Below are 25,374 nucleotides of genomic sequence, written 5' to 3'. Positions count from 1 at the left end.
GCTCAGTCCCCAGTCGACAAGGCTCTGATTCTACGGCGGGAATGTTAAGAACGCGCGTGACGCCATGCAGACATGCCGTGGCGCAGCATGGCCGCATCTTCTGGAGCTGCGGGGACGCCATGCGTGTTCTGACCCTGTTGTTGACCGCCCTGTTCGGCCTGGCCCTGGCGGTAGGCGGCGGCTGGTTGCTGGCCCTGCGCGGCAGCCCGTTCTACCTGCTCAGCGGCCTGCTGCTGTTGGCCGTGGCATGGGGCCTGTGGCGACACCGGCGCTGGCCGACCTGGCTGTACGCCGGCTGGTTGCTGGTGCTGCTGGGCTGGTCGCTGTGGGAGGCTGGCCTGTACTGGTGGCCGTTGGCCACCCGCGTCGGCCTGCCCGCCCTGCTCGGCCTGCTCATGGCCCTGCCGGGCTCGCGCCGCTCCAGCCCGCGTGGTTACACCGGCCCGGCCGGCTGGCCGGTGTTGTTGGCCTCGCTGGGCGTGGCGGCGGTCGCCTTCGCCGGCATCCCGCGGCACCTGCATGAGACCGATGGCCGCCTGCCGATGGACATCGTCAACGCCACTCCGGCGCTGGGCGACACCCCGCAGCCGGAGGGCGAATGGCAGGCCTACGGCCGCAGCGGCTACGGCCAACGCTACTCGCCGCTGGCGCAGATCACCCCGGCCAATGTCGGTCAGCTGCAGCTGGCCTGGCAGATGCAGACCGGTGACGTGCGCCTGCCGCAGGACGTGGGCGAGACCACCTACGAAGTCACCCCGTTGAAGATCGGCAACACGCTGTATCTGTGCACCCCGCACAGCCTGGCGTTCGCACTGGATGCGGACAGCGGCAAGGTGCTGTGGAAGTTTGATCCTGCCGCAGGCATGGAACCGCAACGCCAGCACCAGACCTGCCGCGGGCTGTCGTATTACACCGAGCCGGCTGCCAGCCCGGCTGCGGCAGCAACAAGCGTGGCCATCTGCAGCAGCCGCGTGTTCCTGCCCAGCGCCGACGCCAAGCTGCATGCACTGGATGCGCAGACCGGCCAGCACTGCCCGGACTTCGGCAACAAGGGCGTGCTCGACCTGCTGCACAACATGCCGTTCAAGCAAGCCGGCTATTACTACTCCACCTCGCCGCCGCTGATAGCAGGTGGCAAGGTGATCGTCGCCGGCGCGGTCAACGACGACTATGCGATCAACTCGCCCTCCGGGGTGATCCGCGCCTACGACGTGCACAGCGGCCAGCTGCTGTGGAACTGGGATTCGGGCAACCCCACCCAGACCGCGCCGCTGGACCCGAACAATCCCAACCAGGTCTATACGCCGAGCTCGCCGAACAGCTGGTCGGTGGCCAGCGCCGACGAAGCACTGGGGCTGGCCTACTTCCCGATGGGCAACCGCACTCCCGACCAACTCGGCATGTACCGCAGCCCGGCCGAGGAAACCTACGCCTCATCGGTAGTGGCATTGGATATCGCCAGTGGCCAGGTCCGTTGGGTGCAGCAGTTCGTGCACCACGATCTGTGGGACATGGACACCCCGGCGCAACCGGTGCTGCTGGATCTGGATCTACCGCAGGGCCGCGTACCAGCGCTGGTGCAGCCGACCAAGCAAGGCGACGTATATGTGCTGGACCGCCGTGACGGCAAGCCCTTGCTGCCGATCAGCCAACGCACCGCACCGCAGTACGTGGACATACCCGGCCAATTCGCCGCGCCCACGCAACCAGCGTCAGCGTTGAGCTTCGAGCCCAAGCCGCTGCGTGAAGCCGATATGTGGGGCGCCAGCCTCATCGACCAGATGCTGTGCCGCATCCAGTTCCGCCAGCTGCGCTACGAAGGCCGCTACACGCCGCCAACACTGCAGGGCAGCCTGATCTATCCGGGCAACTTCGGCACCTTCAACTGGGGCAGCGTGGCGGTGGATCCGCAGCGGCAGGTGATGTTCGGCATGCCCACCTACCTGGCCTTTGTGTCGAAGCTGGTGCCAAAGCATGAAACCAGCGGCCGCGAAATGAACAAGGGTGAGCATGGCTTGAACGAGAACAAAGGCGCCGATTACGCCGTGGAAATGACACCTTTCATGTCGCCGATTGGTGTTCCCTGCCAGGTGCCGCCGTGGGGCACGATTGCCGCCGCTGACCTGCGCACCGGCAAGATCGCCTACCAGCACCGCAACGGAACCATCCGCGACCTTTCACCCGTGCCACTGCCAATCCGCATCGGCGTGCCCGGCATTGGTGGACCGATGTTGACCGCGACCGGCGTGGCCTTCATGAGCGCGGCCACCGACGACAACTTCCGCGCCTACGATCTGGCCAGCGGCAAGGTGCTGTGGGATGTGCGTATTCCGGCCGGCGGACAGGCAACGCCGATGACCTACCTCAACAGCCAGGGCGAGCAGATGGTGCTGCTGGTGGCTGGCGGTCATGGTTCGACCGGTACCAAGGCTGGCGACTATGTGTTGGCGTACAAGTTGAAGAAGTAGAGGCTTCTGCGAGTGAAGCAGGAGCAGGAGCAGAAGCACCCCTCCCCAACCCTCCCCTGCGCATTGCGCAAGGGAGGGGGCAGATGGCGCAGCGCTCAAACTGTTGCTCGTGCTCCCTCCCTTTGCCGAAGGCAAGGGGAGGGTTGGGGAGGGGTGCCTTTCGCAAAGACCCCAATCAGCCCAGATCAATCCGCGGCACGTCATACCAGACCGCATCCGGGAACCTCTTCATCACCCAGTCGCGAATGAAACCGCGACTGTCCGCCGCAATCACTTCGTCACTGCTGTCGTCACGGCTGTTCCAGGCAACACCGTGCAAGGCAATACCGCGCGCAACCAGCGCTTCCAACGACAACAGCGTGTGGTTGATCGAACCCAGCCGCCCGGAGGTCACCAGCAGCACCGGCCAGCCCTTTTCGGCAACGTAATCAATCGTCAGCAGCTGCTCGGTCAGCGGCACCATCAAACCACCGGCACCCTCGATCAATACAGTTCCGTAGCGCTCGCACAAACGCGCCGTAGCGGCTTCGATTGCAGAAAGATCCAGTACCCGCTGCTCCAGACGCGCAGCCAGATGCGGCGATGCCGGATAGGCGAACAGCGCCGGCATCGTGGTGCCGTCACGGTCCTCTTCAAACAAGCCAGTGCCCATGATGCGCCGGTGCAACAGGATGTCATCGGAAGCGGCCACGCAACCGGTCTGCACCAATTTCTGGGTGATCACGTCCTCGCCCTGCGCCGCCCATTGCTGCGCCAGCCAACCGGTGACTACGGTCTTGCCGATCTCGGTATCGATGCCACTGACAAATACCACCTTGCCGCTCATGCGCGCATATCCTCTTCCTGCAGGCTGGCCACCAGCGCGACCATGGCTTCGCACAGCTGCTGCAGCTGTGCATCGTCAATAACAAACGGTGGCATCACATAGACCAGTCGGCCGAATGGCCGGATCCAGATGCCATGCTCCAACATCCGCTGCTGGATGCGTTCCAGCCGCAGCGATGCCTTCAATTCGATCACGCCGATGGCCCCAAGCACGCGCACATCGGCCACCTGTGGCAAGCTGCGCGCGGGCGCGAGGCTGCGTTCAAGACTTTGTTCGATCGCCGCCACCCTGCCCTGCCAGTCCTGCGACAGCAGCAGCTGCACCGAGGCCAGTGCGACCGCGCAGGCCAGCGGATTGGCCATGAAGGTCGGGCCGTGCATGAACACGCCCGGCTCGGCGCTGGCGATCACATCGGCAATCTCGCGCGTGCACAGCGTGGCCGCCAGCGTCATGTAGCCGCCAGTCAGTGCCTTGCCGATGCACAGGATGTCCGGGCTGATACCTGCATGCTCGCAGGCGAACAATCGCCCGCTGCGGCCGAAGCCGGTGGCGATCTCATCGCAGATCAGTAGTACATCGTGCTCGCGGCACAAGCGTGCCAGCTCGCGCAGGTACTGCGGATGGTAGAAGCGCATGCCACCTGCACCCTGCACCACCGGCTCGATGATGAAGGCGGCCAGCTCATCCGCGCTCTCGGCGAACAGCTGCTCAAGCGCTGCGATATCGGCCGGATCCCATTCCTCGCCGAAACCCGTCTGCGGTGCAGGCACGAAACGGCGTGTCGGCAGTGAAGTGCCAAACAGGCCATGCATGCCGGTAACCGGATCGCATACCGACATCGCGTTCCAGGTGTCGCCGTGATAGCCCGAACGCGTGGTGGCGATATTGCACTTGCCAGGCTTGCCGCGCGCCACCTGGTACTGGATCGCCATCTTCAGCGCGACCTCCACCGACACCGAACCGGAGTCCGCGTAGAAGATCGCATCCAGTCCCTTGGGGACGATCTGCAGCAGCTGCTTGCCCAGCGCGATGGCGGGCTCGTGGGTAAGCCCGCCGAACATCACATGCGACATGCGGCCGAGCTGCTCAACCACCGCCTGGTTCAGCTGCGGATGGTTGTAACCATGGATGGCGCACCACCACGAGGCCATGCCGTCGATCAGCTGGGTGCCATCTTCCAGCTGCAGCAGCACGCCATCGGCGCGGGCAACCTTGAGCACCGGCACCGGGCTGCCCAGGGCGCTATAGGGGTGCCACAGGTGTTCACGGTCGAATTGATCAATCAGCATCGTTCAGCACAGGCCACGCCGCGGGAAGGCGGCTTGCAGGGGGCGTACCTTACCGCTTGCGCGGCTGCCCTGCATGCATCAGCGGCAGCGGATCGAAGGGGCCGTCACCGCCGTAGATGCCGTAATGCAGATGCGGCGGCGTACCACGTGCATTGCCGCTGTCACCCACGAAGCCCAGCACATCACCGGCCTTCACGATGCGCCCATAGGCCAGCCCCGGTGCCCAATCCTGAAGATGGGCGTAGTAGTGCCGCTGCCCAGCCGGCCCGATCACCCACACCTGGCGGCCACCCAGGCCGCTATCGCGCACCGCAGCCACCACGCCCTGGGTGGCAGCGACAACCGGTGTACCGCGTTTGGCGAAGATATCCACACCATGGTGCTTGCGGTCACGGCCACGCGGTGCACCAAAGGTATCGGCGATCTGCCGCGGCCTGATGCCCTGCACCGGTACGGATATCGCAGTTGGTGCTGGCAGACGTGAAAGCTTCCAGCCTTCGCGGGCCACCACACTGAAGGGTTGCTGCCAAAGCCAGCTGCAGGCCAAAGCCAGCACCGCCAAGAGCAGGACGATGCGCAGTTTACGCGGCCAATTGGTTCGTTCGGAAGAAGTCAAAGTTCGCCTTGGCAGTGTGTGCTGGATGGCGAAAGCTAACAGCTGCTGGCGATGATTTTCCAGAACTTTTTTGGTGCCAACAGCAGGCTTTCACCACTTCAAATTCGCTTCACATTGGGCGCATATCCAGCACATGCGGCGCACCTAGAATTTGCCGCTACCAGTCCAACAAGCATGCGTTCCCGAGATGGAAATTCTCTACTTCATGGCCCGGACGCCAGCACTACCAGCGGCCATGTATCTGCTGATCCTGCTCGCGGCATGGCGTTTCAGTCGCTTGCTATTCGACGCGCTTTCCATTCTTGGATTCATTGGTTTGCTTATGGCGTTCCTGGCCAGCAGCGGCGAAGCTGCCATGGTCATCGCGCTCATCGCCTGCGTCCATCTCTCATTGACCTTTGCCGGTAGCAGGAAGCACCGTCGAAGCAGCATCAAAGCGCATGCACCAGCCGAAAGCCGGTGACGGATCGGCACCAACGCCGTTTGTAGGAGCGACGTAAGTCGCGAAGCTGATGGATCAACAGATCGCAGTTGGTATGGCTGCTCATTGATGCCGCTTCCACAAGCGTCGTAACCAACCTGCTTTTGTGGGAGCGACGTCAGTCGCGAAGCTCACACACCGTCAGATCGCAAGGCAACTGGCTGCCAACGATCCCCGGCTTCGCGGCTTACGCCGCTCCTACAAGGGCACCCCGCCTTCTTGTAGGAGCGACGTCAGTCGCGAAGCTCACACACCGTCAGATCGCAGAGCAACTGGCTGCCAACGACCCTCGGCTTCGCGGCTTACGCCGCTCCTACAAGAGCGGCGCGCGCTCACAGAGCTTGGGGCTGTTAGAACGCCGCTTGCACGGCTGCTTCCCAACGTGTGCCCGCGGCCTGATCGCCGAACAGATCACGCGCGTGCTGATCGGTGAAGTGCCCACTCAGCCGCAGTTCGATCGGCGCTGCCACTGCCCAGATCGCATTGACCTGTCCGTGCGCATAACCACTACCCACGGCATCCTGCAGCTGATACCAACCGACGGCGGCCTCAAGGCGCAACTGCGGTGATAGCGGCATCCGTGCGCCAAGCTGGGTGTACAAACCATCCTGCTTGGTGCCCAGCGCCTCCGGCGACCAGCCCAGCGACAGCCAGTAGTTATCCTTCCAGGTCAGCGTGGTGTTCAGCTCGGTCCAGTTCAGATCGACGGTCGTTGCCGGATACCGGTAATGCAGCAGATTGGCATCCAATGCCCAGTCATCCGCCAGCTTCCCATTCCAGCCAACGACGAAGTCCAGCTCGCTGCTGGCATGTGTTTCCGGTGCGAACTCCACGTTGGAGCCCCAGGCCGAAGCGTAGAAACCACTAGCGCCGGTAACGCGGAAACCGGCCTGCACGGCGGCGTCACCCTGGCTCTGGGTGGAACCGCGCCAGACATAGTCGCTGGTCAAGGCGGCGCTGCCGCTGGTGTCGAGGGCCAATGCATTCGCACTGGCGGTCAGGGCAACAAATGCAACGAAATACAGCGAAGAGCGTGAGCGTTTCATGGACTGTCCGAATGCGGCCGCGCGAACTGCGCGGCGATGCGGAATTGTTCACGCCCCGGGCATAAACCGACGATAGCGACAGACTGGCCGCAGCATCAAATCTACGTAAAACCGTAGCTCTCAATCCTCGTCGCGGAACACCTGCCGCGTCGCTCCCGCCGGCATCGGCTCGGCAAACGCCGGTTTGATCTCCATCGGCAGCCAATCGCTCTCACAATGCTTGAACTGCCATTGGCTGGGTTTGAAGCGCGCCGTCGCGCCGTCTGGCTCGCCGACGAGGAACTCGGCCTGGATGTCATAGTCGATCAACGGCGCATTGAACCAGACGTTCTCACCAGCCTTGCAGTCAATGAAGGGACGCGCTTGGTCGATGACCCAATCACCAGTGTCCGGGTCGGTGCGATATACCGGGCTGATGCGCTGATCGATGGCCAGCCGCATCCGCCCGGGCGCTATCTCCAATGCCTCGACCCAGAGTCCGGCCAACAGCACCGGAGCTTTGAACTGCAGGGCGTCCAAGCCACGCAGGCCCAATGTGCGTTGCGGATCGCCGTTGTCGAATGGGTCGTAGCGATTGACCAAGCTGCCCTTGGGGACAAGGAACTCGCCGTACTGGAAATCCCGCTCCAGCACGAACTGTGCGCGGCTCTGCCGCTGCCAGCTCTCAATGTCGAATTCCCGTTTGAACTGCGCCGTTTTGTAGCCGAGCAGACCCACCCAAGCCGCGACCAGCAGGACGAATCCAGTACTTATCCGCACCTTCCAGCTGAAGAATGCGCCCCAGCCGCCTTCGCCGTGTCTATGGAAAAAAAAGGCCTGCACCAGCAGGCTTATCGCGACTGCGGCGCCTACCAACGGCAGCACGAACACCAGCAGCAGGAATGGCCACGAGATCACCGGTCCAAAGATCATCAGTACAAACATGCGAAGGAAGGCAAGGCATCGTAACGCCTCAGCACTCCGACGCCTGCAACCAAGGCATAACGACCAAACAAATCCACATCAGCCAACGGCCAAAGAGCTCATCCGGACTCATGCGACAAGCAGGAAACCCGTCAAAATAGCCTCCCCTGAGCCCCTCCACCGCCATGACGTCCAGCAGCAAGCCCCTGCATCCCCTCCGTAGCTGGTTGAGCATCGAGCGCAACCAAACCAGTCACGGAGAGAAATGGATCTCGGCACTGGGTGCGCTGATCGGTATCAGCGTGGTCTACCAGATCACCCATTCGCTCTTCCCGGGTGGCTTCAACCATGCCGGTGGCGCAATCCTGTTGGCATCCATGGGAGCAAGCGCGGTGCTGGTGTTCGCCGTACCGCATGGCGCCTTGTCACAGCCTTGGGCGGTGATTGCCGGCCATCTGGTATCGGCCTTCATCGGCGTCAGCTGCCAGCTGATGTTCCCCGAACAGGCCTGGACCGGTGCGTTGGCCGTGGGCCTGGCGGTCGGTGCGATGCATTACCTGCGCTGCATCCATCCACCAGGCGGTGCCACCGCACTTGCCGCTGTGATTGGCGGCGCCGATGTGCATGCACTCGGCTACCACTACCTGCTCACGCCGGTGGCGATCAATGTCGCCGCCATCCTGCTGGCTGGGGTTGTGTTCAACGCCTGTTTCGCATGGCGCCGCTATCCGGTGCACCTGCATCGGCGCCGCCAGCAGACTGCGACCATGCCGTCCTCGCAACGCCATGTGGATCTGACCCAGGAAGACTTCCACGCCGCCATCGGCCAGCTCAATTCCTTCGTCGACATCACCGACGAGAACCTGACCGAGCTGCTGGAGTTGGCCAAACAGCACGCCGAACGCGATGCCTTGCACCCGGAACTGATCGAGCCAGGCCGCTGCTACAGCAATGGCCGCCTGGGGCGCGCCTGGAGCGTGCGCCGTGTTTCGGTAACACCAGCACTCTCCGGCCCTTCCGCTGACCGCCTGGTGTTTGCGGTGGTGGCCGGCGACGGCATCGGCGATATCGGCCACGCAACTGCCGCGGAACTGCGGCAGTGGGCGCGCTTCGAGGTGTCGCTGCGTGAAGGTGGGCGCTGGGCCAAGCTCGGTAGCGCTTGATTCCGCCAGCTGGCTGACAATGCGGGTTGCCCGGATTCAGAGCGAGAGCAGCTCCAGCACGGCGCCAAACAGGCTGATCGGCGCGCGACAGGCAAGCGATTCATGCACGCCGAACCAGTTGCAGGCCACCCAGCCGAAGGGCATCAACAGCAAGCCCAGGATCAGCGCATCGGTGATCCAGTTCCAGTGCCGTCGGCGCACCAGCTGCAACACCACGTCCACCAAGAATCCCACCAGCATCAGCAGTGCAACAGCGCCCAACAGCAAGGCGATGCCCAAGCCGGTATCGCCGCGATGTTGTTGCGTGGACGCATAAGCGACGGCCATGCGCGCGTACAGCAGCAGCGCCAGCAAGGGCGTGATGAAAGCAGCAATGCGGATCACAACCGACCACGGGTAACGCGAGTACCAAGCTCGGCGCGGGGAATCAATCACGATCAGGCGCCCCCAAGGGAAACAAATGGCGGTAGCTGCGAGCCTCATCCACAGCGCGCGCGAAGGACGGTCGCTGCAGCAGGCGCTGGCGGTAGTCCAGCAGTAGCGGGTAGTCATCGCTGATGCGGTGCGTCCAATCGGCGTAGAACAGCGAAGGCGCTGCGGCACAGTCGGCCATCGAGAACGCCTCACCACAGGCCCATCGACGGCCCGGCAGCTGGGTTTCCAGCCAAGCGTAGGCAAGTTCCAGCTTCTGCACGCTGAAGGCGCGTGCCTCGTCACGCTTGCCATCGTCGCCACTGAGCGCGCCGTTCACTGCATGCTGCACCGGGCTCATCACATGCAGGTCGAAGAAGCGGTCACGGAAGCGCACATCCAGCGCCTGCATCGGATCCTCGGGCAGCAATCGCACCGGCCCGGCATGCTTCAACTGCAGGTATTCGATGATGATGCTGGTTTCGACGATGCTGCGCTCGCCGTCGAGCAGCAGCGGGAATTTTCCCAGCGGCCAATGCTGCAGCCATTGGCCGATGTGCTCTGGCGTGTCGGGGCCGAGCTCGCGGAACTCGAAGGCGATGGCGTTCTCGTAAAGCGCAATCAGCACCTTCTGCGTATACGAGGAAAACGGATGACCGTAGAGCAGCAGCGACATGACGAAGTCTCCGTGATTGGAATCGCAGCGGGATACCGCGCTGCCAGGACAAGCTCTTGACCGCATGCAGTCCGCATTATCCGCTGGCAGCGGTGCCGGCGCTCATCGCCAGCCCACAGTCGCTGCCAGCCGGTTGCCCGCTGAAGCGCTCGGCGATCCAGGCGATGGCACGATCCGCCGAGGCAATCGCCGTGGTTGCATGGCCAGTGTCTGACAGTCGCAGGTAGTTCACGGCAGCACCGCGCTTGCAGGTCTGCTCGAAGAAGTTCCAAGTGACCGGCGTCGCCACCAGGCCGTCTGCATCGGATTGCACCAGCAACAGCGGTGCCGAACCGGCGGCCAGCGCCGTGATCGAATTGCGTGCCATCAAACCATCCCAAGGTGCGCGACCGCTCAGATCCAGACTGCCAAGGCGCGCGCGCAAGCGCAGCAGGCGCACCAGCGCCGCCGCCGAGAACGGATCGCCCTCGCAGCCGCTGGTGGCACGCTCGATCACCCCGCGGGTGGTTTTATTGGCGATGGTGGAGAGATCGGCACCGTATACCTTGGACCAACTCCTGGCGGTAAACGCAGTCAACAACCCGCGTACCGTCGCATCGGCGCGCTGCATATTGGCCGCCAGATCGGTGGGTGGCGACACCGCGACAACGCCCTGCAACTGCAGATCCGGCGCATAGCTGCGCACACGCTGCGCGCTGAACAATGCTGCATGCCCGCCCTGCGAATGTCCCCACACCGCGAAGCTGCGGCTTGCACCGGCGGCGACGAGACCGGTCGCTGCGCGCACCGAGTCCAATACCGCGGCAGCGGCAGCATCGCCAGCAAGATAGGCGTGCGGCCCGCGCGTACCCAACCCCGGGTAGTCACTGGCCACGACGACCCAGCCGCGCGCCAGCATATCGGCCAGCCCGGGGATCTGGTCCAGGGTGCGGATCGGTGTGCAGGCCGAATCGATGCCCACCGTCCCGTGCGCCCAGGCAACGATGTCGCGCCCCTGCACCGGGCTTGGCCCGTCCGGTGCAATCAGCACGCCAGTGGATTGCGTGGGGTCACCATCGACATCGGTGGTCTCGTAACGGATACGCCAGGCCTTGGCGCCTGCAGGCGCACCGTCAGTGGCAATCGCCTCCAGCAGCTTGCCGGGCGCAGCCAATGCAGGCGCACAGCCCAGATGTAGCAGCGTGGCCAGCAGCAGCCCGCGCATCACGGCACTTCTCATGCTTTCCAGTCCCTGGGCATCCGATGGTGCAGATGCTAGCTCAATGCCACGCCTGTGGGAGCGGCATTAGCCGCGAAGATGGTGATCCTGCCGTCGCTGTACACGGGCATGCCTTGGAGTCTGGATCACCAGCTTCGCGGCTTATGTCGCTCCTACAACGTCCCACGCGATTCATGGCTGCCATGAGTAAATCTCGCGGCGCCGCTCGAAATGTCGGCCCTACAATGACCGGCACTCGAACCGGGACGATCAAACATGCGCAACCGTCACCTGGCACTCGCCTTCGGCCTGCTCGCTGCGAGCGCGCACGGCAGCGCCGCTGCCGAGCTGGTCGTCGGTGTCGCACCGCTGGGCAAGGAAGTAGTTGCGTCGGTCGATACCCGCCAATTCGAGACCGGCAACTTCACCTCGGGCAACGGAACGGTCATTCCCTATCGACTGCTGCGCCCTTCGGCACTGCAAGCGGGCACGACCTACCCATTGGTCATCCAGCTCCACGGCTCCGGCGGCATAGGCAGGGACAACAGCAGCCAGCTCGACCGTCTGGCCAAGAGCTGGGCGATGCCTGAAATCCGGCTGCACTACCCCGCCTACGTGCTGGTACCGCAGTTCCCTGAGCGCAGCGCGAATTACGGCCCTGCGTCAGCGGATCAACATGCGCAAGCATCACCGGTGCTCAGCGCCGCGCTCGAGCTGGCCAATGAAATCACCTCCGACAATCCCGTCGATAGCACGCGGATCTATGCGCTTGGATTCTCGATGGGCGGGTCAGCGGCATGGCTGCTGCCCACCTTGCAGCCTGACCTGCTGGCCGCCATCGTGCCGATCTCCGGCATCGCGCCTGCCGACGAACATGCCGCCGCCTTCAAGAACCTGCCGGTGCTGGCCATGCATGGCAATGCCGATGAAGAGAACCCGATCACCGCCGACAAGCGCTTTGTCGCGGCGGTCCTTGCAGCCGGTGGCGAGCAGATACAGCTCAGGGAGTACGAAGCACTGCCGCACGCACCGCCGGCCGACATCCACCCTGGCAACTGGTGGCGCGACTGGTTGTTCCAGCAAAGACGTGACTGACCAACGCTGTTGTGGGAGCGGCGTAAGCCGCGAAGCTGATGATCCAACAGTTCGGATGGGCGCACCGCTGCGCCAGGCATCAGTGGCTTCGCGGCTTACGCCGCTCCCACAAAAGTCAGCGGCCGCTCTCTGGCCTCGTTCTCAACCGCGCTGCGCGAGCTTGCCAGCGGCAATGACGAACTGCTTCTTGTACTCGATGCTCGGGCAGCACCGCGAATCGTCGTCGGCGTAATCCAGATAGCTGACCTGCAGCTTGCCACCTGCGATATCGAAGTCGGCCAGCTTGCCCGCTTCCGCTGCGCTGCTGTCGACCAACACCAGCTTGCCATCGCGCTGCTCGAAGACGAACAGCTGCTGGAAGTCCGAATTGCTGCCTTCGATCGCAAACAAGGTGCTCGCCACCAGATCGGCCAAACCATCACCGTTGATGTCGCCACGCACCAGTTTGCGGAACTCTTCCGACTCGATCAGCGAGGTCTCGATGGCTTCGGCCTTGCTCTGTGCGATGTAAGCAGCGACGGCCTGCGCGAGCGCGGCCTTCTCATCATCAGCTGAGATATGCGCTGCGGAAAGGTTGGCCTGGGTGGGTGCTGCAGCCTGTTCGGCTACCGTCGTAGCCGGTGCAGCACAGGCGCCCTGCTCGCAGATCCGGTCCCCCTTGCAATCGGTGTCCTTCTGGCATTGGCCCGCATTGGCATTGGGCAACGCCGGCGCTGATGCCTCGATCGCACCGCAGGATGACAAGGCCAAGACGACGAAAGCGGAAAACAGAAATCCACGAACAGCCATGCAACATCCCCTGTGTATGGTGCGTGGAGCGTATGGGCTGCGCCCTGAATAGGCAAGATCGATGGGGGATACCTCCCAACTGGCCCGGCAGGCGCGAGCCACCAGCTTGTAGGAGCGGCGTAAGCCGCGAAGCCGAAAATGCCGCAGCACAGGCGATCTCAGCCACCGCGAGCCCGTCAACCACCACCAGTTTCGCGACTTACGTCGCTCCCACAACATCGGCTTAGACCCGCAGACGTTGCACAAACCGCAACTCTGTTTCCCACGGTGTCCGGTTGTGGCAGTTCGCTCCGGTGCCCATGTTTTGGCCATACATGCTGCGACCGCTGCTTGCTTGCAGCGGTCTGCGAACCACCGCCCTCCCCCGCTCAGATCCACCTGGAACACTTACATGACCAAGCTATTCGAGTCCTACGACCTCGCAGGCACCAAGCTCTCCAACCGTATCGCCATGGCGCCAATGACCCGCGCACGCGCGCCGGACGATATCGCCGACGAGCGCGTTGCACTCTATTACGCGCAGCGCGCCACGGCCGGCCTGATCGTCAGCGAAGGCACGCCGATCTCGCGCGAAGGCCAGGGCTATCTGTTCAACCCCGGCATCTACACCCCCGAGCAGATCGAAGGCTGGCGCCTGACCACCAATTCCGTGCACGCGCTTGGCGGCAAGATCGTCGCCCAGCTGTGGCACGTCGGCCGCATGTCGCATCCATCGATCCAGCATGACGGCCGCACGCCGGTCAGCGCCAGCAGCAAGCAGCCTGCGAACGCCAAGGCCTTCGGCTACAACGAAGAAGGCCAGCCGGGCATGGTCGATGCACCCGCGCCGCGCCAACTGAGCACCGAGGAAGTCGCGCGCGTGGTCAACGACTTTGCACAGGCCGCGCAGAACGCGATTGATGCGGGCTTTGACGGTGTGGAAATCCATGGTGCCAACGGCTACCTGCACGAGCAGTTCCTCAACCCGCTGGTCAACGACCGCAGCGATCAGTACTCGGCGGCCACGCTGGAGAACCGCATCCGCTTCACCCTGGAAGTGATCGACGCCATCGTCGCGCGCATCGGTGCGGATCGCACCGGCATCCGCCTTTCGCCCTACGGCAACATCTTCGACATGCCGGCCTACCCGCAGACCGATGAAACCTACACCGCACTCGCCGACGCCATCGGCAAGCGCAAGCTGGGCTTCGTGCACCTGATGAACCAGGCCGGTTACTCGAGCAGCGCGCCCAGCCAGGCCGGCTTCAACAACCTGCTCAAGACCATCCGCAGCAAACTGCCGGAAACCACCTTGATCCTGGCCGGTGGACTCGACCGCGAATCAGCCGAGACGTTGATCGAAGATGGTTTGATCGACATGGCCGGCTTCGGCGTACCGTTCATCAGCAACCCGGATCTGGTCGAGCGCCTGCGCCACGGCCACCCGCTGGCCAAGGCCGATCCAAGCACCTTCTACGGCGGCACCAGCAAGGGCTACATCGACTACCCGCCGTACAACGCCGCAGCCTGATCCTGCTGTTTGTAGGAGCGGCGTAAGCCGCGACGCTGGCAATCCCAAAGCCGCCAAGTCCATGCAATTGCATGGCACGCGGGCGCGCAACGATATCCAGCTTCGCGACTCACGTCGCTCCTACAAGGCGTGCATCGCCTTGTGCGATTGCTCGGCCCGTTACCGAGCCAACCTAGAACTGCCCCCGCTCCACACCCTGCTTCCACGACTCCGGCCGCGGCGTCCAGTCACCTTCACCCAATACCGCCTCGAGCAGGTTCTGGATGGGATAGCCTAGGTGCTGCTCGGCGGCCAAACCGCCATCATTCATCTGCGCTGCCACCACGAACCTGCGGAATGCACGCTCATCACCGGCCGCAAGCGCGGTGATCTTCTTCGCCAGATCGTAGGAGAGCCGGTTGCCATCGTCCGCAGCCAGAAATGACTTCCCCGACCAGAACGCCTGGATGCTCTCTTCGTTCCAGTAAGCCGCATGTTGCGCGGCAATCTCGTGCGGGAAGTACATCTGTGCGCCAGGGGCCGCCAGATGTGGATACAAGGTGTGCTCGGTGTTGACCGCCAGGCCCTCGTTCAACCACGCCGGAATCGGCAGGTGTTGCAGCAGGCAGTGCGTGAGCTCATGGGCAATCACCGGCTCCATCGAATCGAGGATCTCCAACGGCATCACGAAGTGCCCGTATCCCGCCTTGATGAACATGCCCGAGGACATCGCGTACTCGCCGCCATCCGGGTAGTAATGCGATACGTAGGCGTAATAATCCTCCTGGTCGGCAAACACCATCACCACATGCTTGCCAAGGCCAGGCGCGACTGCAAGATCGCCAAGGCTGCGATTGATCCGCGACAGCAGGCGCTGGCAGGTCGCGAGGAATACCTCGCCGGGCCTGTCCATCAGGTTCGACAGCAGCAGGAAGTCGGCGGACTCGGTAATACGGTAATGCTCCCCCAACTGCTGGTTGAGTGCTTCCAGCCACTCCTTGGCCGCCGAGGTGCGGTGGATATGCGTGGCGTCGGCATCCAATCCCGCCGGCGCGTCCTCACTGATACGGTCCCAGTCCGCGATTGGCAGTTGGGTGCCGTCATACCAATGCATGCGCACCGGCACACGCGGCAATGGCGCGACTTTCGCAGACCTCTTTTCGCGCGACAGGTGCGTTGCCAGCCAACCAATCAGGATGAAGACCACGAGGAAGAACGCCACCGCATAGAGTGCGTCCTTTCCTTTTTCCCTGTCATCAACGAACGGACCGGCGTGTACAGCCGCCACAACCAACGGCGATACGGCTTCAATCTGTAGCGGCGCTGCATGCGCATTACCAACAGGAGCGGCCAAGGAAGTGCCGATGCTCTGTCCCAGCAGCAGAGCAAGAATCAAGAAGAATTTCATACTGCTTCGTCTACCTGTGCCTGAATATTTCCATCTGATAATTCCATCTCGATCCGAGAGCGCGACAGATCCCACTTTGTAGGAGCGGCGTAAGCCGCGAAGCTGACCACCCATCCAAGTTGCATGCACGACGGATATAAGCCGTCTGGAATCATCTGCTTCGCGGCTCACGCCGCTCCTACAAAAACCCTTGCTACCGCGAGCCCAGCACGAGGAAATACCTCTCATCCTTCCCGGAGCCAACCCGCAAGCAGCCATCGTCCTCCTTCCGATCCAGCGCATAATCCCGATCCAGCGCCAGATGCCGGAACACCACACCGATATCCCCAGACGCCGTTACGATCCACGGCGATTGGCAACTGTTGCCATCGCCACTCGCCATGATGGCCTGCAACAAGCCTTCAAACCCGAAGCGCACGCCCTCATCATCGCCAGCGAGACTCTCCAGCGCATTCAAATGCAGGGGATATCGCCCGAGAAAATCCTGGTAAAGCTGCAGGCGCGCGCCAGCGGAGTCGCCCGCCCCGTCCAACGCAGCAAGTTGCCTGCGCAGTTCGAGATAGGCCTCGGCCGCTATCAGCTCGTCGGCGCCGGTGAATGGCGAAATACCTTCGGCGGGTTTCGGCCCGAGTTTGCGCTGCAACCATGCGCCGTAATACAGATGGGCGAACTCAGTACCTGCAAGACCACGATCACGGCCAATGAATCGCGCCAGCAACTTCGGGTAGAACGTTGCCTGCTCGGGCTCAAGCACCGCATCCGCACGCACGCCAGCTACGCTCGCCATCATGCCCGGCCCTGCCGCATAGCCTCGTGCCCACAACTGGCGTTCCGCGCGATAGCTCATCGGCGCTGCGTGGCCGTCACCCGTGCTTCCATAGTGCCGGGCCAGCAACATCACGTCGGTCCCGGCGTTGTGTTTATAGCCGTCTACCGCCAGGACGTCACCGTTCCAATCGGATGCAGCATTCTCCCCACCATCCAGCGCCACCTCGCGGAACAGCAGGCAGCGATTACCGGGCAGCCAGCTGTTCGCGCATGCAGCCGATGCCTCCTTGATCTGCAGCAGTCGTTCCGCTCCCTGCAGACCGTAGCGCGCGCCCTGCGCAAGCGGCATTCCTTCGAAACGCAATACCCCGCCAAATGCGTCGCCAAGCTCCAGTTGTGGCCGGTCCTTCTTCGCCTGATCAACGCGCATGCGTAGCGCGTGCCCGCCGGACAACATCTGCAGCAGGCGCTGCTCAGCGGTGTACGCCGGCTTCTGGCAGGTCAATGCAGGCGCTCGCTCATGCGGCTGTCTGTGCAGGTTCAGCTGCCAGGCCACCTCGCGCTGCGAATCAGCGCCCTGCACCTGATAGCGCCGCAGCACCACCTCGCCATCCACCTGCCGCTTGCATAGCTCGCTATGCACTAGCAGAGACGGTTCCGCTGACGGGCTCTTATCCTCGACACCGAATTGCAGCTGCGGCGCATCCGCGCCCTCGCCGAACCAGGTTCGCGGCATTCCGTCCTTGTCCACCGCAGCAAGCAAACGCCAGCGGTAAAGCGGAAGCAGCTGTTGATAGCGCTGGGCGGTCTGGCGTGCCGCAGATTCGTCGGGGTGCGCTGGAGGCGGTGCCAATGCAGCCGGCATTGAGGCTGACTGTTGCCCAATCCCCAGTGCGGGCAATGCAACTGCAGCAAGCGCAATCGCCGCACAGATGCCAGACAAGTGGCGAAGACGAATCCCGGTCATTCCACATCTCCCTATGTGGCCCTGGACTGTCGAACAGTCCAGGGCGCCTTCAACATTCGGCTCAGTCAATCAACCCTGTTATCGAACTTCGTTGCCCCTGCTGCCGTTGCACGCCGCCCCTTCGCGACGAAAAGTAACGACGCATTCCAGCGATTTCAGGATTCCGCCTCACATGTGGCCTCATCCTTGGTTAGCGCGGGATCGACCGGCGAAGTGGCATCGATGAGCGCACGCTGCTCCGCCGTGGGATCACCCAACCACCACACCTGGCAGCGCGAGACCAGGCGGCCAACCATTCTGGCTTGCTCAGGCTGGTAAAGCATCGCCAACTGATGCGTACCGCACTGGTGCGCCTGACAGGCCGTGTAATACCACCATGTTTCCTGGCCCAGCAGCTTCGGGACGCCCGGAGCGCTGGGGCCGCTGAGCAGACGGTCGCGCTGCGAAGGCACATCCGGATCGGTGATATCACCCTGCGCAGCTTCCTTCAGCAACTCGTCGAATGCTGCGGTCACCTTGGCGTCGGCGCGCCCACAGTTGTCCACGCTGTTGCCGCCTACCAGGGTGAAGAAGTAAGTGGCCAGCGGGTTCTCTTCGCAGCTCGGCTCGTAATCGAAGCCTGCCGGCGTGGGGACATCGCTGTCACCCTCCTCATACGGCGCGGACGCGGTGTCTTCAGGCTCATTGTTCGTGTCACCACTGGCGGATGCAGCCGGCTCCTGCACCGCTACGGCATCAGCGGCTGCGCCATCAGCCGCAGGCGCGGCAGCCTGCTTGCAACCCAGCAGTGAACCCATCGCCAGGGCCACCCACAAAATCCGTAACTTCATTTACCACCCCAGGTAATCAGCACATTGCGTCCATGTCATTCCCGGCAATGCCGCGGGAATCTGCCGATTGTAGCTTCTGTCCCCAGCAACAACGCCACACCCGGCTGTTGTAGGAGCGGCGTAAGCCGCGAAGCCGGGAAACTGAAACCGCCAAAATGCACTTACCCACGGATACTCCACCAGCTTCGCGGCTTACGCCGCTCCTACAAAACAGCTTCGCCCCCACTCAATCGCAAGCACTCTCAAACCAGCACGCTTCACTGCTCCGCTATTGCAACTGCACTGGCATGAACCGCCGGGTAGCCAACCAGAACAGCAGTGCAACGCCACACGTAGCAGCGCCCAACACACAGACGCCGCTCCACCCTGCGCGCGCATGGATTGCCGTGGTGGCAATCGCCCCCATCCCGCTGCCTGCTGCATAGAACAGCATGTACAAACCAACCAGCCGGCTATGCGCCTCAGGCCGCAAGCGAAGAATCATGCTCTGGTTGCTCACATGCAGTGCCTGCCCACCGAGGTCCAGCAACACAATGCCGAACGCCAGCGCCCACAGGGAGACCGACATCAAGGACAAGGGCCACCACGCCAGCAACAGCACCAACAGCGCTATCGCGGTAACGGCCTGGCCGCGCCCCTTGTCCACCCAGCGACCCGCACCGGCAGCGCCCAATGCGCCGACCACACCCACCAAGCCGAATGCGCCGATCACCGTGTGTGAGTAGCCATAAGGTGGCGCGCTCAACGGCAGCACCAGTGCGCTCCAGAAGATATTGAACGCAGCGAACATCAGCAGTGCCAGCATTCCGCGGATCTGCAGCACCCGCTCCTCTCGCAGCAGACGTGCCATGGAGCCGACCAGCTGCAGGTAACCCAGCGTCACTGGTGCCGTAGGCAAGCGCGGAAGTCTGCGATGAAGCAGACCAGCCAGCAGCAGCATTGCCAGCGCGGAGACGACATAGACGCTGCGCCAGCCGCCCAGGTCGGCGACGCCGCCAGCGACCACGCGCGCCATCAACAGACCAATGAACACACCGGCCTGCGCGGCGCCGACCACCCGCCCACGTTCGTTGTCGCCAGCGGCACTGGCGGCATAGGCAATCAGCCCCTGCGTCATCGCCGTGCCGAGCAGACCAACCGCCAGCATGCCCAGCAACAACAGCCAAGGCGATTGTGCCGAGGCCACCCACAACAACGCGACCACCAAGGCCAGCAGCTGGGCCAGCATCAAGCGGCGCCGCTCCAACCTGTCGCCCAAAGGCACCAGCAACAGCAGGGCCAAGGCGCTGCCGACCTGGGTTGCGGTCACCACGCCGCCGACAGCCGCCAGGCTGATGCCCAACGATGCGGCAAGCAGGTCCAACAAGGGCTGCGCGTAGTAGACATTGGCCACGCATAGCCCGCTGGCGATGGCGAACAGCCATATCAGACCCGCCGGCAACGCATCGCCCGCCAAGGGCGCAATGGTCTCGCGCTGTTCCAGAGCGCTTTGCGAGGGCAGATTCACTACCGGACCCAATCTGGTTGCAAATCGCAACCAGATAGATGCTAGCGGACAGTGGTTTTAAAATGCAACTACAATGACCGCAGCCACAGGAGCCGTCATGTCCCGCCGCAGCCTCGAATCCGACTCACCCTGCCCGGTAGCACGCAGCCTCGACCTCGTCGGCGATCGCTGGTCACTGCTTATCCTGCGCGATGCCTTCGATGGCGTCCGCCGCTTCGGAGACTTCCAGCGCGGCCTGGGCGTGGCCCGCAACATCCTCACCGACCGCCTGCGCAAACTCGTGGATGCGGACATCCTGCAGCTGCATGCCGCATCGGACGGCACGGCGTATCAGGAGTACGTACTCACCCCGAGGGGTGAGAGCCTGTTCCCCATCCTCGTCGCCCTGCGACAGTGGGGCGAGCAGCACTTGTACCAACGCGGCGAGCGGCATTCGCAACTGCTCGACAACCGCACCGGCAAGCCGGTTCCGTTGATGCGCTTGCAGGGTTCGGATGGGTCGGTGTTGGCAGCGGCGGATACGCGGGTACGCAAGTTGAAGTGATGCCGTGGATGTGGCTTTGAACTACGTGCTGCAGAACATCCAAAACCCGACCCTGACCCCGGTTTTCTTTCAGCTGCCGAAGCGTTGGGCGTAACGGCTGACTACGTCGATATTCTGCTGCGCTACGGCCTGAATCTCCGGGGCAACCTCCGATTCCGCTACCCGCTGCCAGAACCGCATGGCCAGCTGTGCGGCCCAGGCAATGAATGGTGCTTGCCCGGCTCTGCTGGGCGCATTGATGTTTATCGGTGCGAGTGCGCGAATATTTCCGGTTTGCGCGGATGGCGCCATATACATCGGCAGAATGTCGTATGCAGGACACAAGGGTAGCGGGCCATCGTCGATCAGATGGAAACCGATGTTGCCAAGATGCATGTCGGTATTGCCGATCAGCCGGCCGAACCAATGCAGCCGGGCCATGTTCTCGGCGGTGTCGTGAGTGATCAATCGCTCGTCAACAAGCTGTTCACCGGCCAGACCCCAGTCACGTGGTCCCTCACCGATAAAGGCCGCATCCAGCGCCAACAACGAAACGAAACCGCGGCGACCCAGTACGTCCGCAGTGCGATCAAACCGCTCCACTTCAAGGAATACATGTTCGTCGCTGCGCAGCAGCTGCGTGCACGAAGCCGGAAAGCCGGCCTCGCGCAGCGTGAATAAGGCCAGATGCTCGCATACGAGCAGATCCGCCCAACGCGCGCCCAACGGGTTCAACGACGGCAACGCGAACTTGACCAAGGCAGCGTAGCGACCAGTAGTAGTAACAACAGTCGCGGTGAACTTGGGCTGCTCGCCACCTGGAGACGAACCAACTTCCTCGCCATCCAGGGCTTCCTTTGCGCGTATAGCGTAGTCGTCGTGCCGGCTGGCTACGTCCACGCGATCCAGTGGCGCATCCACATCCAGCAACGCACGGTCGATGGCAGCCTGTCCCAACAACAAATCGCCGACACTGGTGCCGCCATGCAGGATGCCGAGCAGGTTGTCGCGCGACTGCCAGCTCTTCAAGTCTTCAGGCACACCCAATGTCCGCCCCAAACGATGCGCCAGGGAACGACCGAGGAAGCCTTGCGGACGCACATCATCCAGAAACCAGGGCAGCCCCGGAAAGTAGCCCGCCGGGCCATCTACTGCGCGCATCAGGTTCGGACGATCACCCGAGGGTTCAAAAAGAAAGCTGTCTCCACGCAGCGCGTGCAGGGTGCCCAGCTCTTCCATGTTCGCGTCCGCGCCCATCCGGTAAAGCGGCCACATATTGGGCCGGACCAGCGCAGTGGCTACGTAAGCCGTGGCGCGCGCCTTGCCAACCCGGCGCACCTGATCACCGGCCTCCGTGACCAACCGCGACAGGACGGGACGGGAGACGGCCAGCTTCTCGACCAACTCGCCGGCCGGCACCGGATCGCCGCCTTGAAGCAGATCAAGCAGTTGCAGGACGCTAGCTGAGGGAGGACGGGCCATGGTCAGAGCTCGTTTCTTTACGATTCAAAAACGATACTTCATAGCTCAACCCGCTGCAATATACTGATCTACATACATATTAATCAACACTCCAGCAGCACTACCGGATCATTTCTTTACGATTCTCTATCGATATCGCGCTCTTTCTGCGGCAGGGCCAATTGGTCCTGGAGACTCAAGACCCGGCAACGATCCAGGGCCAGAGCGGAAACCCGACTCTGCCCCCTGTTTCCCATGCAGGGTTCGGATGGGGCGCTGTTGGTGGCGGCGGATACGCGGGTGCGTAAGTTGAAGTGATGCTTGATGTACAGCCAATTACTGAGTAACCCAGCTTCATCGCAGTGACGGACCCACTCCGACTATTGCTTCCGCAACACTCGCAGCAGAGGGCCTGGTCTGACTGGAAGCATCAGCGGCTTCGCGACTCACGTCGCTCCCACAGGGCTTCGCCACCATCGTCGTGATACTTGCGTGCTCGACGCATCAGCTATCCTCCAGTTTCCGCTTCGAATACCCGGGCAATGCACATGGAACGGCATATCGGCTTCTATCTGGCACTGAAAGCAGTCGGGGCAACACTCCTGCTGGCGGCATCGTTATCGGCCAATGCAGTAGACAGCAAGCCTCTCACTCAGACGCAATACGCTGAGTATCTGCACCTTCGCAGCACCGTTGCGGAGGCGATAAATTCCGGCCAGTGGTATCAAGCCAACGTTCAAGCGATGGATCTACTGGAGACATCCTTCCGAATACCCAATGCGTACGAACATATGGGCGCACTCAATCTCCTGCTTCTGACCCAGCGGCACCAGCGTTTACACGCTGCATCCATACAGGCCATTGATCAGGTCCTGGCCAAGGTCACTGCGTCCAGCCGCGGGCCGGTAGCGGATCAGATGGAGATACTGATACGGGAAGGGCTTATCAGCGCCAGGCTCGCTGAGGACAACGAGGCCCTGCAACGTTATCAGCGCTTGATGTTGAAGTACGCCGGTGTTCTCCCTACCCAGTGGCAGTGGGGCGTCGAACAGAATTACTTATCAGATCGAACTTCGCAGATTGGGGTGCCATTTGCCGCCGGCGCGTGGGTACTCATAAAAATCAACCCTGCTCCGGAGGCGAGCCAGAATACCTACTACCACTACGTATACGTAGCAGCAGATGGTGTAGCAGCGGACGTGCAGATCGGCATCCGCCATGACAGCGCCCTTCATGGATTGAACGAAGAGAACATCAGGGCACGCGCCACCGCGTCCTTTGTATCACTCTACGACGATCCAGTTGATGGCGGCGAGAACCTGCCCGAGCTTCCCTTTCCCGGCGTTATTCAAGCCAAGCAGATAACGCGCACGCCATCCCAAGTCGATTCCGGCCTTCTGCACTATCGCTGGACCGCCATACGCGGCGATTGGGTGCTGCGCCTCAGTTCAACGTTCGCACCAGAGCATGCGAGCCAGATTTCCACACAATTGCCCACGCTGTGGGCGGCGATGCAATGGCCACTCAGCCCTGCGCCTGATAGGAACATGCCGCCGTAAACGTTCGCCAGCGCGGCAGCTTTCGGGCCGGCTGCATGGGAATAGTTCAATCTCGCTCTTCTGGCCGACCAACACTTCCCCTCAACGCCGATCCCGACTCCGGAAGCCCCAGGACCGATCTCACGAAGTGGGGCCAGAGCGGAAACCCGACTCTGACCCCGGCTTTTCCTTATTTGCAGTACCACTTCAACCGTACTAAAAACGTTGTCGCGCACACGTAAGTAAGCAGCGCAACCTGATGTCATCACATTAAAAGGAATTTTCTATGAGATCACATCTACTCGCACTCTTGGTCATATCAACACTTGGGCTTCTATCGAATCGCACCGCATCGGCAAACGACAAGCCAGACCGCGGGGCAGATGAAACGATTGCCATGCAACTGGCCAGCTCCTATGTTGAACAGCAGCAGATAGTACGAAGAAACGCCCCAGTACATTCCGCGGTGCAGTTGGCGGCCTTCCTTGCCAGAACTACACGCACAGAATCTCCTATCAATGCACTATCCCCTGCAGCAAAAGCACGCTTTGTTGACTCGCTGCGGTTCAACGAAGCCGGCGTCACTTCTTTCTATTACGCCGATATAGAATCAGAGCTCTCCAGCAGCCAGGCTTACGAGCTCCTTTCGATATTTGGGCTGCAAAGCACGCTGTCCGTCATGCCAAAACTTCGAGCAACTACGCAAGAAGACAAGCAGATCATGTCTGCATTTGGTCGTGAGACAGCATCCAGAATCATGGCGGATCACGAGAACTATTGGTGCTCCGGCCGTGCTACTTGCTCCAGAGATGTCGGCTCCATTTGCATGAGTGGTTGTTGATGCAGGTTCATGCACCAATTCGCACCGCCATCTTCTGGATGGCGGTGTTTCCTGTCTTCGGATTGATGGCAAATCCACCAACCAAAGAAAGTACCTCGCTATACAGCCGCTTGATTGAGCTAAATGTTCAATTACGCGATAAAAGTGGGGAACGACGTTCGGCAGCCATCATTTCGACCTATCGAGAGCTCGCCGCAGGCAGCTCGGTCTGCTCTCACCCTATAGCTGACACGGCAATTGCCGACGACTTTTTCAGGGCTAACGCCTTCGCAGAGTTCTACTCCCTGGCGGAAGCCGACGTGGATACTCTGGGTTGTCTGTATCGGGAGCTGTTGACGGACGGCAGAGCCACCGACTGGCATACCCGCACCTATGCGGGAGCTCTCGTCACAGTCGCCCGCTTCGACGATGCCAACCGCCTTTTGGCACAAGTCGAAGGTGGGCACGCAGGCTTTCTGCCCCACATCACGTCCGCCTCCAGCCTCACACCGAGCGGACCATGGCGATACCTGTCACTGGATGAGAACCATACAGCTACCATCGGTGCCTGGACGCCCGTGGCCGGGCGCCTGCAGGTCATCGCCGTTGTCCATCCCGCCTGTGCCTTCTCGACTCGCGCTCTGACCGATATCGGATCAAACGAGGATCTGCGCTGGCTGCGTGAACGCCTGCTACTGCTTGTCCCCCCAGACCCGTCGCTACCTGGAAGAGGAATCCTGGACTGGAACAATGCGCACCCTGATCTGTCGATGAAGCGGATGTATACATGGAATGATTGGCAGCAACTCACCCGTCTCGACACTCCGACGTTCTATTTGATGCAAGGCGACCATGTCGTGCAGACATTCGAGGGGTGGCCGAATGCCCAAGGCATAGCGCAGATACGGGCCGCTCTTACCCGCTGAGATCGATGCCCCCAACTGCCGACCTACCAGCGCCATGGCGCAACCAGCGGCATCACCACGACAAATATGGCAAAGGGCCTCCCCAGAGGGCGGCCCTTTGTGCTCCGACTTCAATTCACTGGAACCTGCTGTGGACCCAGCCAATGCCCTGCATGGGTCCCCATGCTGGGCCCATC

Annotated in this window: 23 protein-coding genes; 9 read left to right on the top strand and 14 right to left on the bottom strand. The window is 62.1% G+C overall.

Annotated features, from left to right (window positions below):
- Positions 1–119 precede the first annotated feature (119 nt).
- Entirely contained in the window at positions 120–2,468 is a 2,349-nt protein-coding gene (locus tag Q5Z11_RS02650; protein ID WP_303748593.1) for a membrane-bound PQQ-dependent dehydrogenase, glucose/quinate/shikimate family, read from the top strand.
- Positions 2,469–2,643: 175 nt separating this feature from the next.
- On the opposite strand, the gene bioD is transcribed toward Q5Z11_RS02650, so the two are convergent.
- From bioD to Q5Z11_RS02635, 3 genes are read right to left on the bottom strand one after another with little or no spacing between them, the layout of a single operon-like run.
- Positions 2,644–3,294 (bottom strand): dethiobiotin synthase, encoded by a 651-nt coding sequence (gene bioD, locus Q5Z11_RS02645; RefSeq protein WP_303748592.1) that lies wholly within the window; start codon positions 3,292–3,294, stop codon positions 2,644–2,646.
- On the bottom strand, positions 3,291–4,583 hold the full coding sequence (gene bioA / locus Q5Z11_RS02640) for an adenosylmethionine--8-amino-7-oxononanoate transaminase (RefSeq protein WP_303748591.1): 1,293 nt from the start codon (positions 4,581–4,583) through the stop codon (positions 3,291–3,293). Before bioA ends, bioD begins: the two co-directional genes overlap by 4 nt.
- Positions 4,584–4,632: 49 nt before the next feature.
- Positions 4,633–5,226, bottom strand: coding sequence for a M23 family metallopeptidase (locus Q5Z11_RS02635; RefSeq protein WP_405051676.1), 594 nt, complete (start codon positions 5,224–5,226; stop codon positions 4,633–4,635).
- 160 nt (positions 5,227–5,386) lie between these two features.
- On the opposite strand from Q5Z11_RS02635, the gene Q5Z11_RS02630 reads away from it, so the two are divergent.
- Positions 5,387–5,662 (top strand): hypothetical protein, encoded by a 276-nt coding sequence (locus tag Q5Z11_RS02630; RefSeq protein WP_303748589.1) that lies wholly within the window; start codon positions 5,387–5,389, stop codon positions 5,660–5,662.
- Positions 5,663–6,030: 368 nt separating this feature from the next.
- Here the strand turns inward: Q5Z11_RS02630 and Q5Z11_RS02625 are convergent, their stop codons facing one another.
- Both Q5Z11_RS02625 and Q5Z11_RS02620 read right to left on the bottom strand, forming a co-directional pair.
- Positions 6,031–6,726 (bottom strand): TorF family putative porin, encoded by a 696-nt coding sequence (locus Q5Z11_RS02625; RefSeq protein ID WP_303748588.1) that lies wholly within the window; start codon positions 6,724–6,726, stop codon positions 6,031–6,033.
- Between the two features lie 120 nt (positions 6,727–6,846).
- The gene (locus Q5Z11_RS02620) at positions 6,847–7,638 is read right to left on the bottom strand and encodes a hypothetical protein (RefSeq protein WP_303748587.1); all 792 of its coding nucleotides are present in this window, start codon (positions 7,636–7,638) and stop codon (positions 6,847–6,849) included.
- A 176-nt stretch (positions 7,639–7,814) separates the two neighbouring features.
- On the opposite strand from Q5Z11_RS02620, the gene Q5Z11_RS02615 reads away from it, so the two are divergent.
- Complete coding sequence (locus Q5Z11_RS02615) at positions 7,815–8,792, top strand: HPP family protein (protein ID WP_303748586.1); 978 nt, start codon at positions 7,815–7,817, stop codon at positions 8,790–8,792.
- A 36-nt stretch (positions 8,793–8,828) separates the two neighbouring features.
- Here Q5Z11_RS02615 and Q5Z11_RS02610 read toward each other — a convergent pair whose 3' ends face one another.
- The 3 genes from Q5Z11_RS02610 to Q5Z11_RS02600 form a co-directional block, all read right to left on the bottom strand.
- On the bottom strand, positions 8,829–9,227 hold the full coding sequence (locus Q5Z11_RS02610; protein WP_303748585.1) for a hypothetical protein: 399 nt from the start codon (positions 9,225–9,227) through the stop codon (positions 8,829–8,831).
- Complete coding sequence (locus Q5Z11_RS02605) at positions 9,220–9,879, bottom strand: glutathione S-transferase family protein (RefSeq protein WP_303748584.1); 660 nt, start codon at positions 9,877–9,879, stop codon at positions 9,220–9,222. Before Q5Z11_RS02605 ends, Q5Z11_RS02610 begins: the two co-directional genes overlap by 8 nt.
- A 76-nt stretch (positions 9,880–9,955) precedes the next feature.
- Positions 9,956–11,083 (bottom strand): alpha/beta fold hydrolase, encoded by a 1,128-nt coding sequence (locus Q5Z11_RS02600; RefSeq protein ID WP_303748583.1) that lies wholly within the window; start codon positions 11,081–11,083, stop codon positions 9,956–9,958.
- Positions 11,084–11,353: 270 nt separating this feature from the next.
- Here Q5Z11_RS02600 and Q5Z11_RS02595 point away from each other — a divergent pair, with 270 nt between their 5' ends.
- Positions 11,354–12,172, top strand: a complete 819-nt coding sequence (locus Q5Z11_RS02595) for a carboxylesterase family protein (protein WP_303748582.1) — start codon at positions 11,354–11,356, stop codon at positions 12,170–12,172.
- 141 nt (positions 12,173–12,313) lie between these two features.
- On the opposite strand, the gene Q5Z11_RS02590 is transcribed toward Q5Z11_RS02595, so the two are convergent.
- A complete protein-coding gene (locus Q5Z11_RS02590; protein ID WP_303748581.1) occupies positions 12,314–12,961 on the bottom strand; it encodes a hypothetical protein in 648 nt (215 codons plus the stop codon).
- Positions 12,962–13,352: 391 nt separating this feature from the next.
- Between Q5Z11_RS02590 and Q5Z11_RS02585 the strand changes: the two genes are divergently transcribed.
- Positions 13,353–14,471: an alkene reductase gene (locus tag Q5Z11_RS02585; protein ID WP_303748580.1), complete on the top strand. Its 1,119-nt coding sequence runs from the start codon at positions 13,353–13,355 to the stop codon at positions 14,469–14,471.
- A 172-nt stretch (positions 14,472–14,643) separates the two neighbouring features.
- Here the strand turns inward: Q5Z11_RS02585 and Q5Z11_RS02580 are convergent, their stop codons facing one another.
- The 4 genes from Q5Z11_RS02580 to Q5Z11_RS02565 form a co-directional block, all read right to left on the bottom strand.
- Positions 14,644–15,858 (bottom strand): hypothetical protein, encoded by a 1,215-nt coding sequence (locus Q5Z11_RS02580; RefSeq protein WP_303748579.1) that lies wholly within the window; start codon positions 15,856–15,858, stop codon positions 14,644–14,646.
- A 193-nt stretch (positions 15,859–16,051) separates the two neighbouring features.
- Positions 16,052–17,377, bottom strand: a complete 1,326-nt coding sequence (locus Q5Z11_RS02575; RefSeq protein ID WP_303748578.1) for a hypothetical protein — start codon at positions 17,375–17,377, stop codon at positions 16,052–16,054.
- A gap of 371 nt (positions 17,378–17,748) precedes the next feature.
- A complete protein-coding gene (locus Q5Z11_RS02570; protein ID WP_303748577.1) occupies positions 17,749–18,423 on the bottom strand; it encodes a hypothetical protein in 675 nt (224 codons plus the stop codon).
- 268 nt (positions 18,424–18,691) lie between these two features.
- Positions 18,692–19,930, bottom strand: coding sequence for an MFS transporter (locus tag Q5Z11_RS02565; RefSeq protein ID WP_345783902.1), 1,239 nt, complete (start codon positions 19,928–19,930; stop codon positions 18,692–18,694).
- A 97-nt stretch (positions 19,931–20,027) separates the two neighbouring features.
- Between Q5Z11_RS02565 and Q5Z11_RS02560 the strand changes: the two genes are divergently transcribed.
- Positions 20,028–20,474: a winged helix-turn-helix transcriptional regulator gene (locus tag Q5Z11_RS02560; protein ID WP_303748576.1), complete on the top strand. Its 447-nt coding sequence runs from the start codon at positions 20,028–20,030 to the stop codon at positions 20,472–20,474.
- 69 nt (positions 20,475–20,543) lie between these two features.
- Here the strand turns inward: Q5Z11_RS02560 and yjjJ are convergent, their stop codons facing one another.
- Complete coding sequence (gene yjjJ, locus Q5Z11_RS02555; RefSeq protein ID WP_303748575.1) at positions 20,544–21,935, bottom strand: type II toxin-antitoxin system HipA family toxin YjjJ; 1,392 nt, start codon at positions 21,933–21,935, stop codon at positions 20,544–20,546.
- Positions 21,936–22,462: 527 nt separating this feature from the next.
- Between yjjJ and Q5Z11_RS02550 the strand changes: the two genes are divergently transcribed.
- From Q5Z11_RS02550 to Q5Z11_RS02540, 3 genes are all read left to right on the top strand, one after another.
- Complete coding sequence (locus tag Q5Z11_RS02550) at positions 22,463–23,473, top strand: hypothetical protein (protein WP_303748574.1); 1,011 nt, start codon at positions 22,463–22,465, stop codon at positions 23,471–23,473.
- 376 nt (positions 23,474–23,849) lie between these two features.
- Complete coding sequence (locus Q5Z11_RS02545; RefSeq protein WP_303748573.1) at positions 23,850–24,293, top strand: hypothetical protein; 444 nt, start codon at positions 23,850–23,852, stop codon at positions 24,291–24,293.
- Positions 24,290–25,198, top strand: coding sequence for a hypothetical protein (locus Q5Z11_RS02540; RefSeq protein ID WP_303748572.1), 909 nt, complete (start codon positions 24,290–24,292; stop codon positions 25,196–25,198). The genes Q5Z11_RS02545 and Q5Z11_RS02540 overlap by 4 nt, the downstream gene beginning before the upstream one ends.
- The last annotated feature ends 176 nt before the right edge of the window (positions 25,199–25,374 follow it).

It is taken from the genome of Stenotrophomonas sp. 610A2, assembly GCF_030549615.1.
In the GTDB taxonomy this organism is placed as follows: Bacteria; Pseudomonadota; Gammaproteobacteria; order Xanthomonadales; family Xanthomonadaceae; genus Stenotrophomonas; species Stenotrophomonas pigmentata.
This window is presented reverse-complemented; position numbering and strand designations above follow the sequence as displayed.

What these genes read in the sequence shown, in the direction of transcription:
- Q5Z11_RS02650 (WP_303748593.1), top strand. Translation starts at nt 120, where the DNA reads ATGCGTGTTCTGACCCTGTTGTTGACCGCCCTGTTCGGCCTGGCCCTG.
- bioD (WP_303748592.1), bottom strand. Translation starts at nt 3,294, where the DNA reads ATGAGCGGCAAGGTGGTATTTGTCAGTGGCATCGATACCGAGATCGGC.
- bioA (WP_303748591.1), bottom strand. Translation starts at nt 4,583, where the DNA reads ATGCTGATTGATCAATTCGACCGTGAACACCTGTGGCACCCCTATAGC.
- Q5Z11_RS02630 (WP_303748589.1), top strand. Translation starts at nt 5,387, where the DNA reads ATGGAAATTCTCTACTTCATGGCCCGGACGCCAGCACTACCAGCGGCC.
- Q5Z11_RS02625 (WP_303748588.1), bottom strand. Translation starts at nt 6,726, where the DNA reads ATGAAACGCTCACGCTCTTCGCTGTATTTCGTTGCATTTGTTGCCCTG.
- Q5Z11_RS02620 (WP_303748587.1), bottom strand. Translation starts at nt 7,638, where the DNA reads ATGATCTTTGGACCGGTGATCTCGTGGCCATTCCTGCTGCTGGTGTTC.
- Q5Z11_RS02615 (WP_303748586.1), top strand. Translation starts at nt 7,815, where the DNA reads ATGACGTCCAGCAGCAAGCCCCTGCATCCCCTCCGTAGCTGGTTGAGC.
- Q5Z11_RS02605 (WP_303748584.1), bottom strand. Translation starts at nt 9,879, where the DNA reads ATGTCGCTGCTGCTCTACGGTCATCCGTTTTCCTCGTATACGCAGAAG.
- Q5Z11_RS02600 (WP_303748583.1), bottom strand. Translation starts at nt 11,083, where the DNA reads ATGCGCGGGCTGCTGCTGGCCACGCTGCTACATCTGGGCTGTGCGCCT.
- Q5Z11_RS02595 (WP_303748582.1), top strand. Translation starts at nt 11,354, where the DNA reads ATGCGCAACCGTCACCTGGCACTCGCCTTCGGCCTGCTCGCTGCGAGC.
- Q5Z11_RS02590 (WP_303748581.1), bottom strand. Translation starts at nt 12,961, where the DNA reads ATGGCTGTTCGTGGATTTCTGTTTTCCGCTTTCGTCGTCTTGGCCTTG.
- Q5Z11_RS02585 (WP_303748580.1), top strand. Translation starts at nt 13,353, where the DNA reads ATGACCAAGCTATTCGAGTCCTACGACCTCGCAGGCACCAAGCTCTCC.
- Q5Z11_RS02580 (WP_303748579.1), bottom strand. Translation starts at nt 15,858, where the DNA reads ATGAAATTCTTCTTGATTCTTGCTCTGCTGCTGGGACAGAGCATCGGC.
- Q5Z11_RS02570 (WP_303748577.1), bottom strand. Translation starts at nt 18,423, where the DNA reads ATGAAGTTACGGATTTTGTGGGTGGCCCTGGCGATGGGTTCACTGCTG.
- Q5Z11_RS02560 (WP_303748576.1), top strand. Translation starts at nt 20,028, where the DNA reads ATGTCCCGCCGCAGCCTCGAATCCGACTCACCCTGCCCGGTAGCACGC.
- yjjJ (WP_303748575.1), bottom strand. Translation starts at nt 21,935, where the DNA reads ATGGCCCGTCCTCCCTCAGCTAGCGTCCTGCAACTGCTTGATCTGCTT.
- Q5Z11_RS02550 (WP_303748574.1), top strand. Translation starts at nt 22,463, where the DNA reads ATGGAACGGCATATCGGCTTCTATCTGGCACTGAAAGCAGTCGGGGCA.
- Q5Z11_RS02545 (WP_303748573.1), top strand. Translation starts at nt 23,850, where the DNA reads ATGCAACTGGCCAGCTCCTATGTTGAACAGCAGCAGATAGTACGAAGA.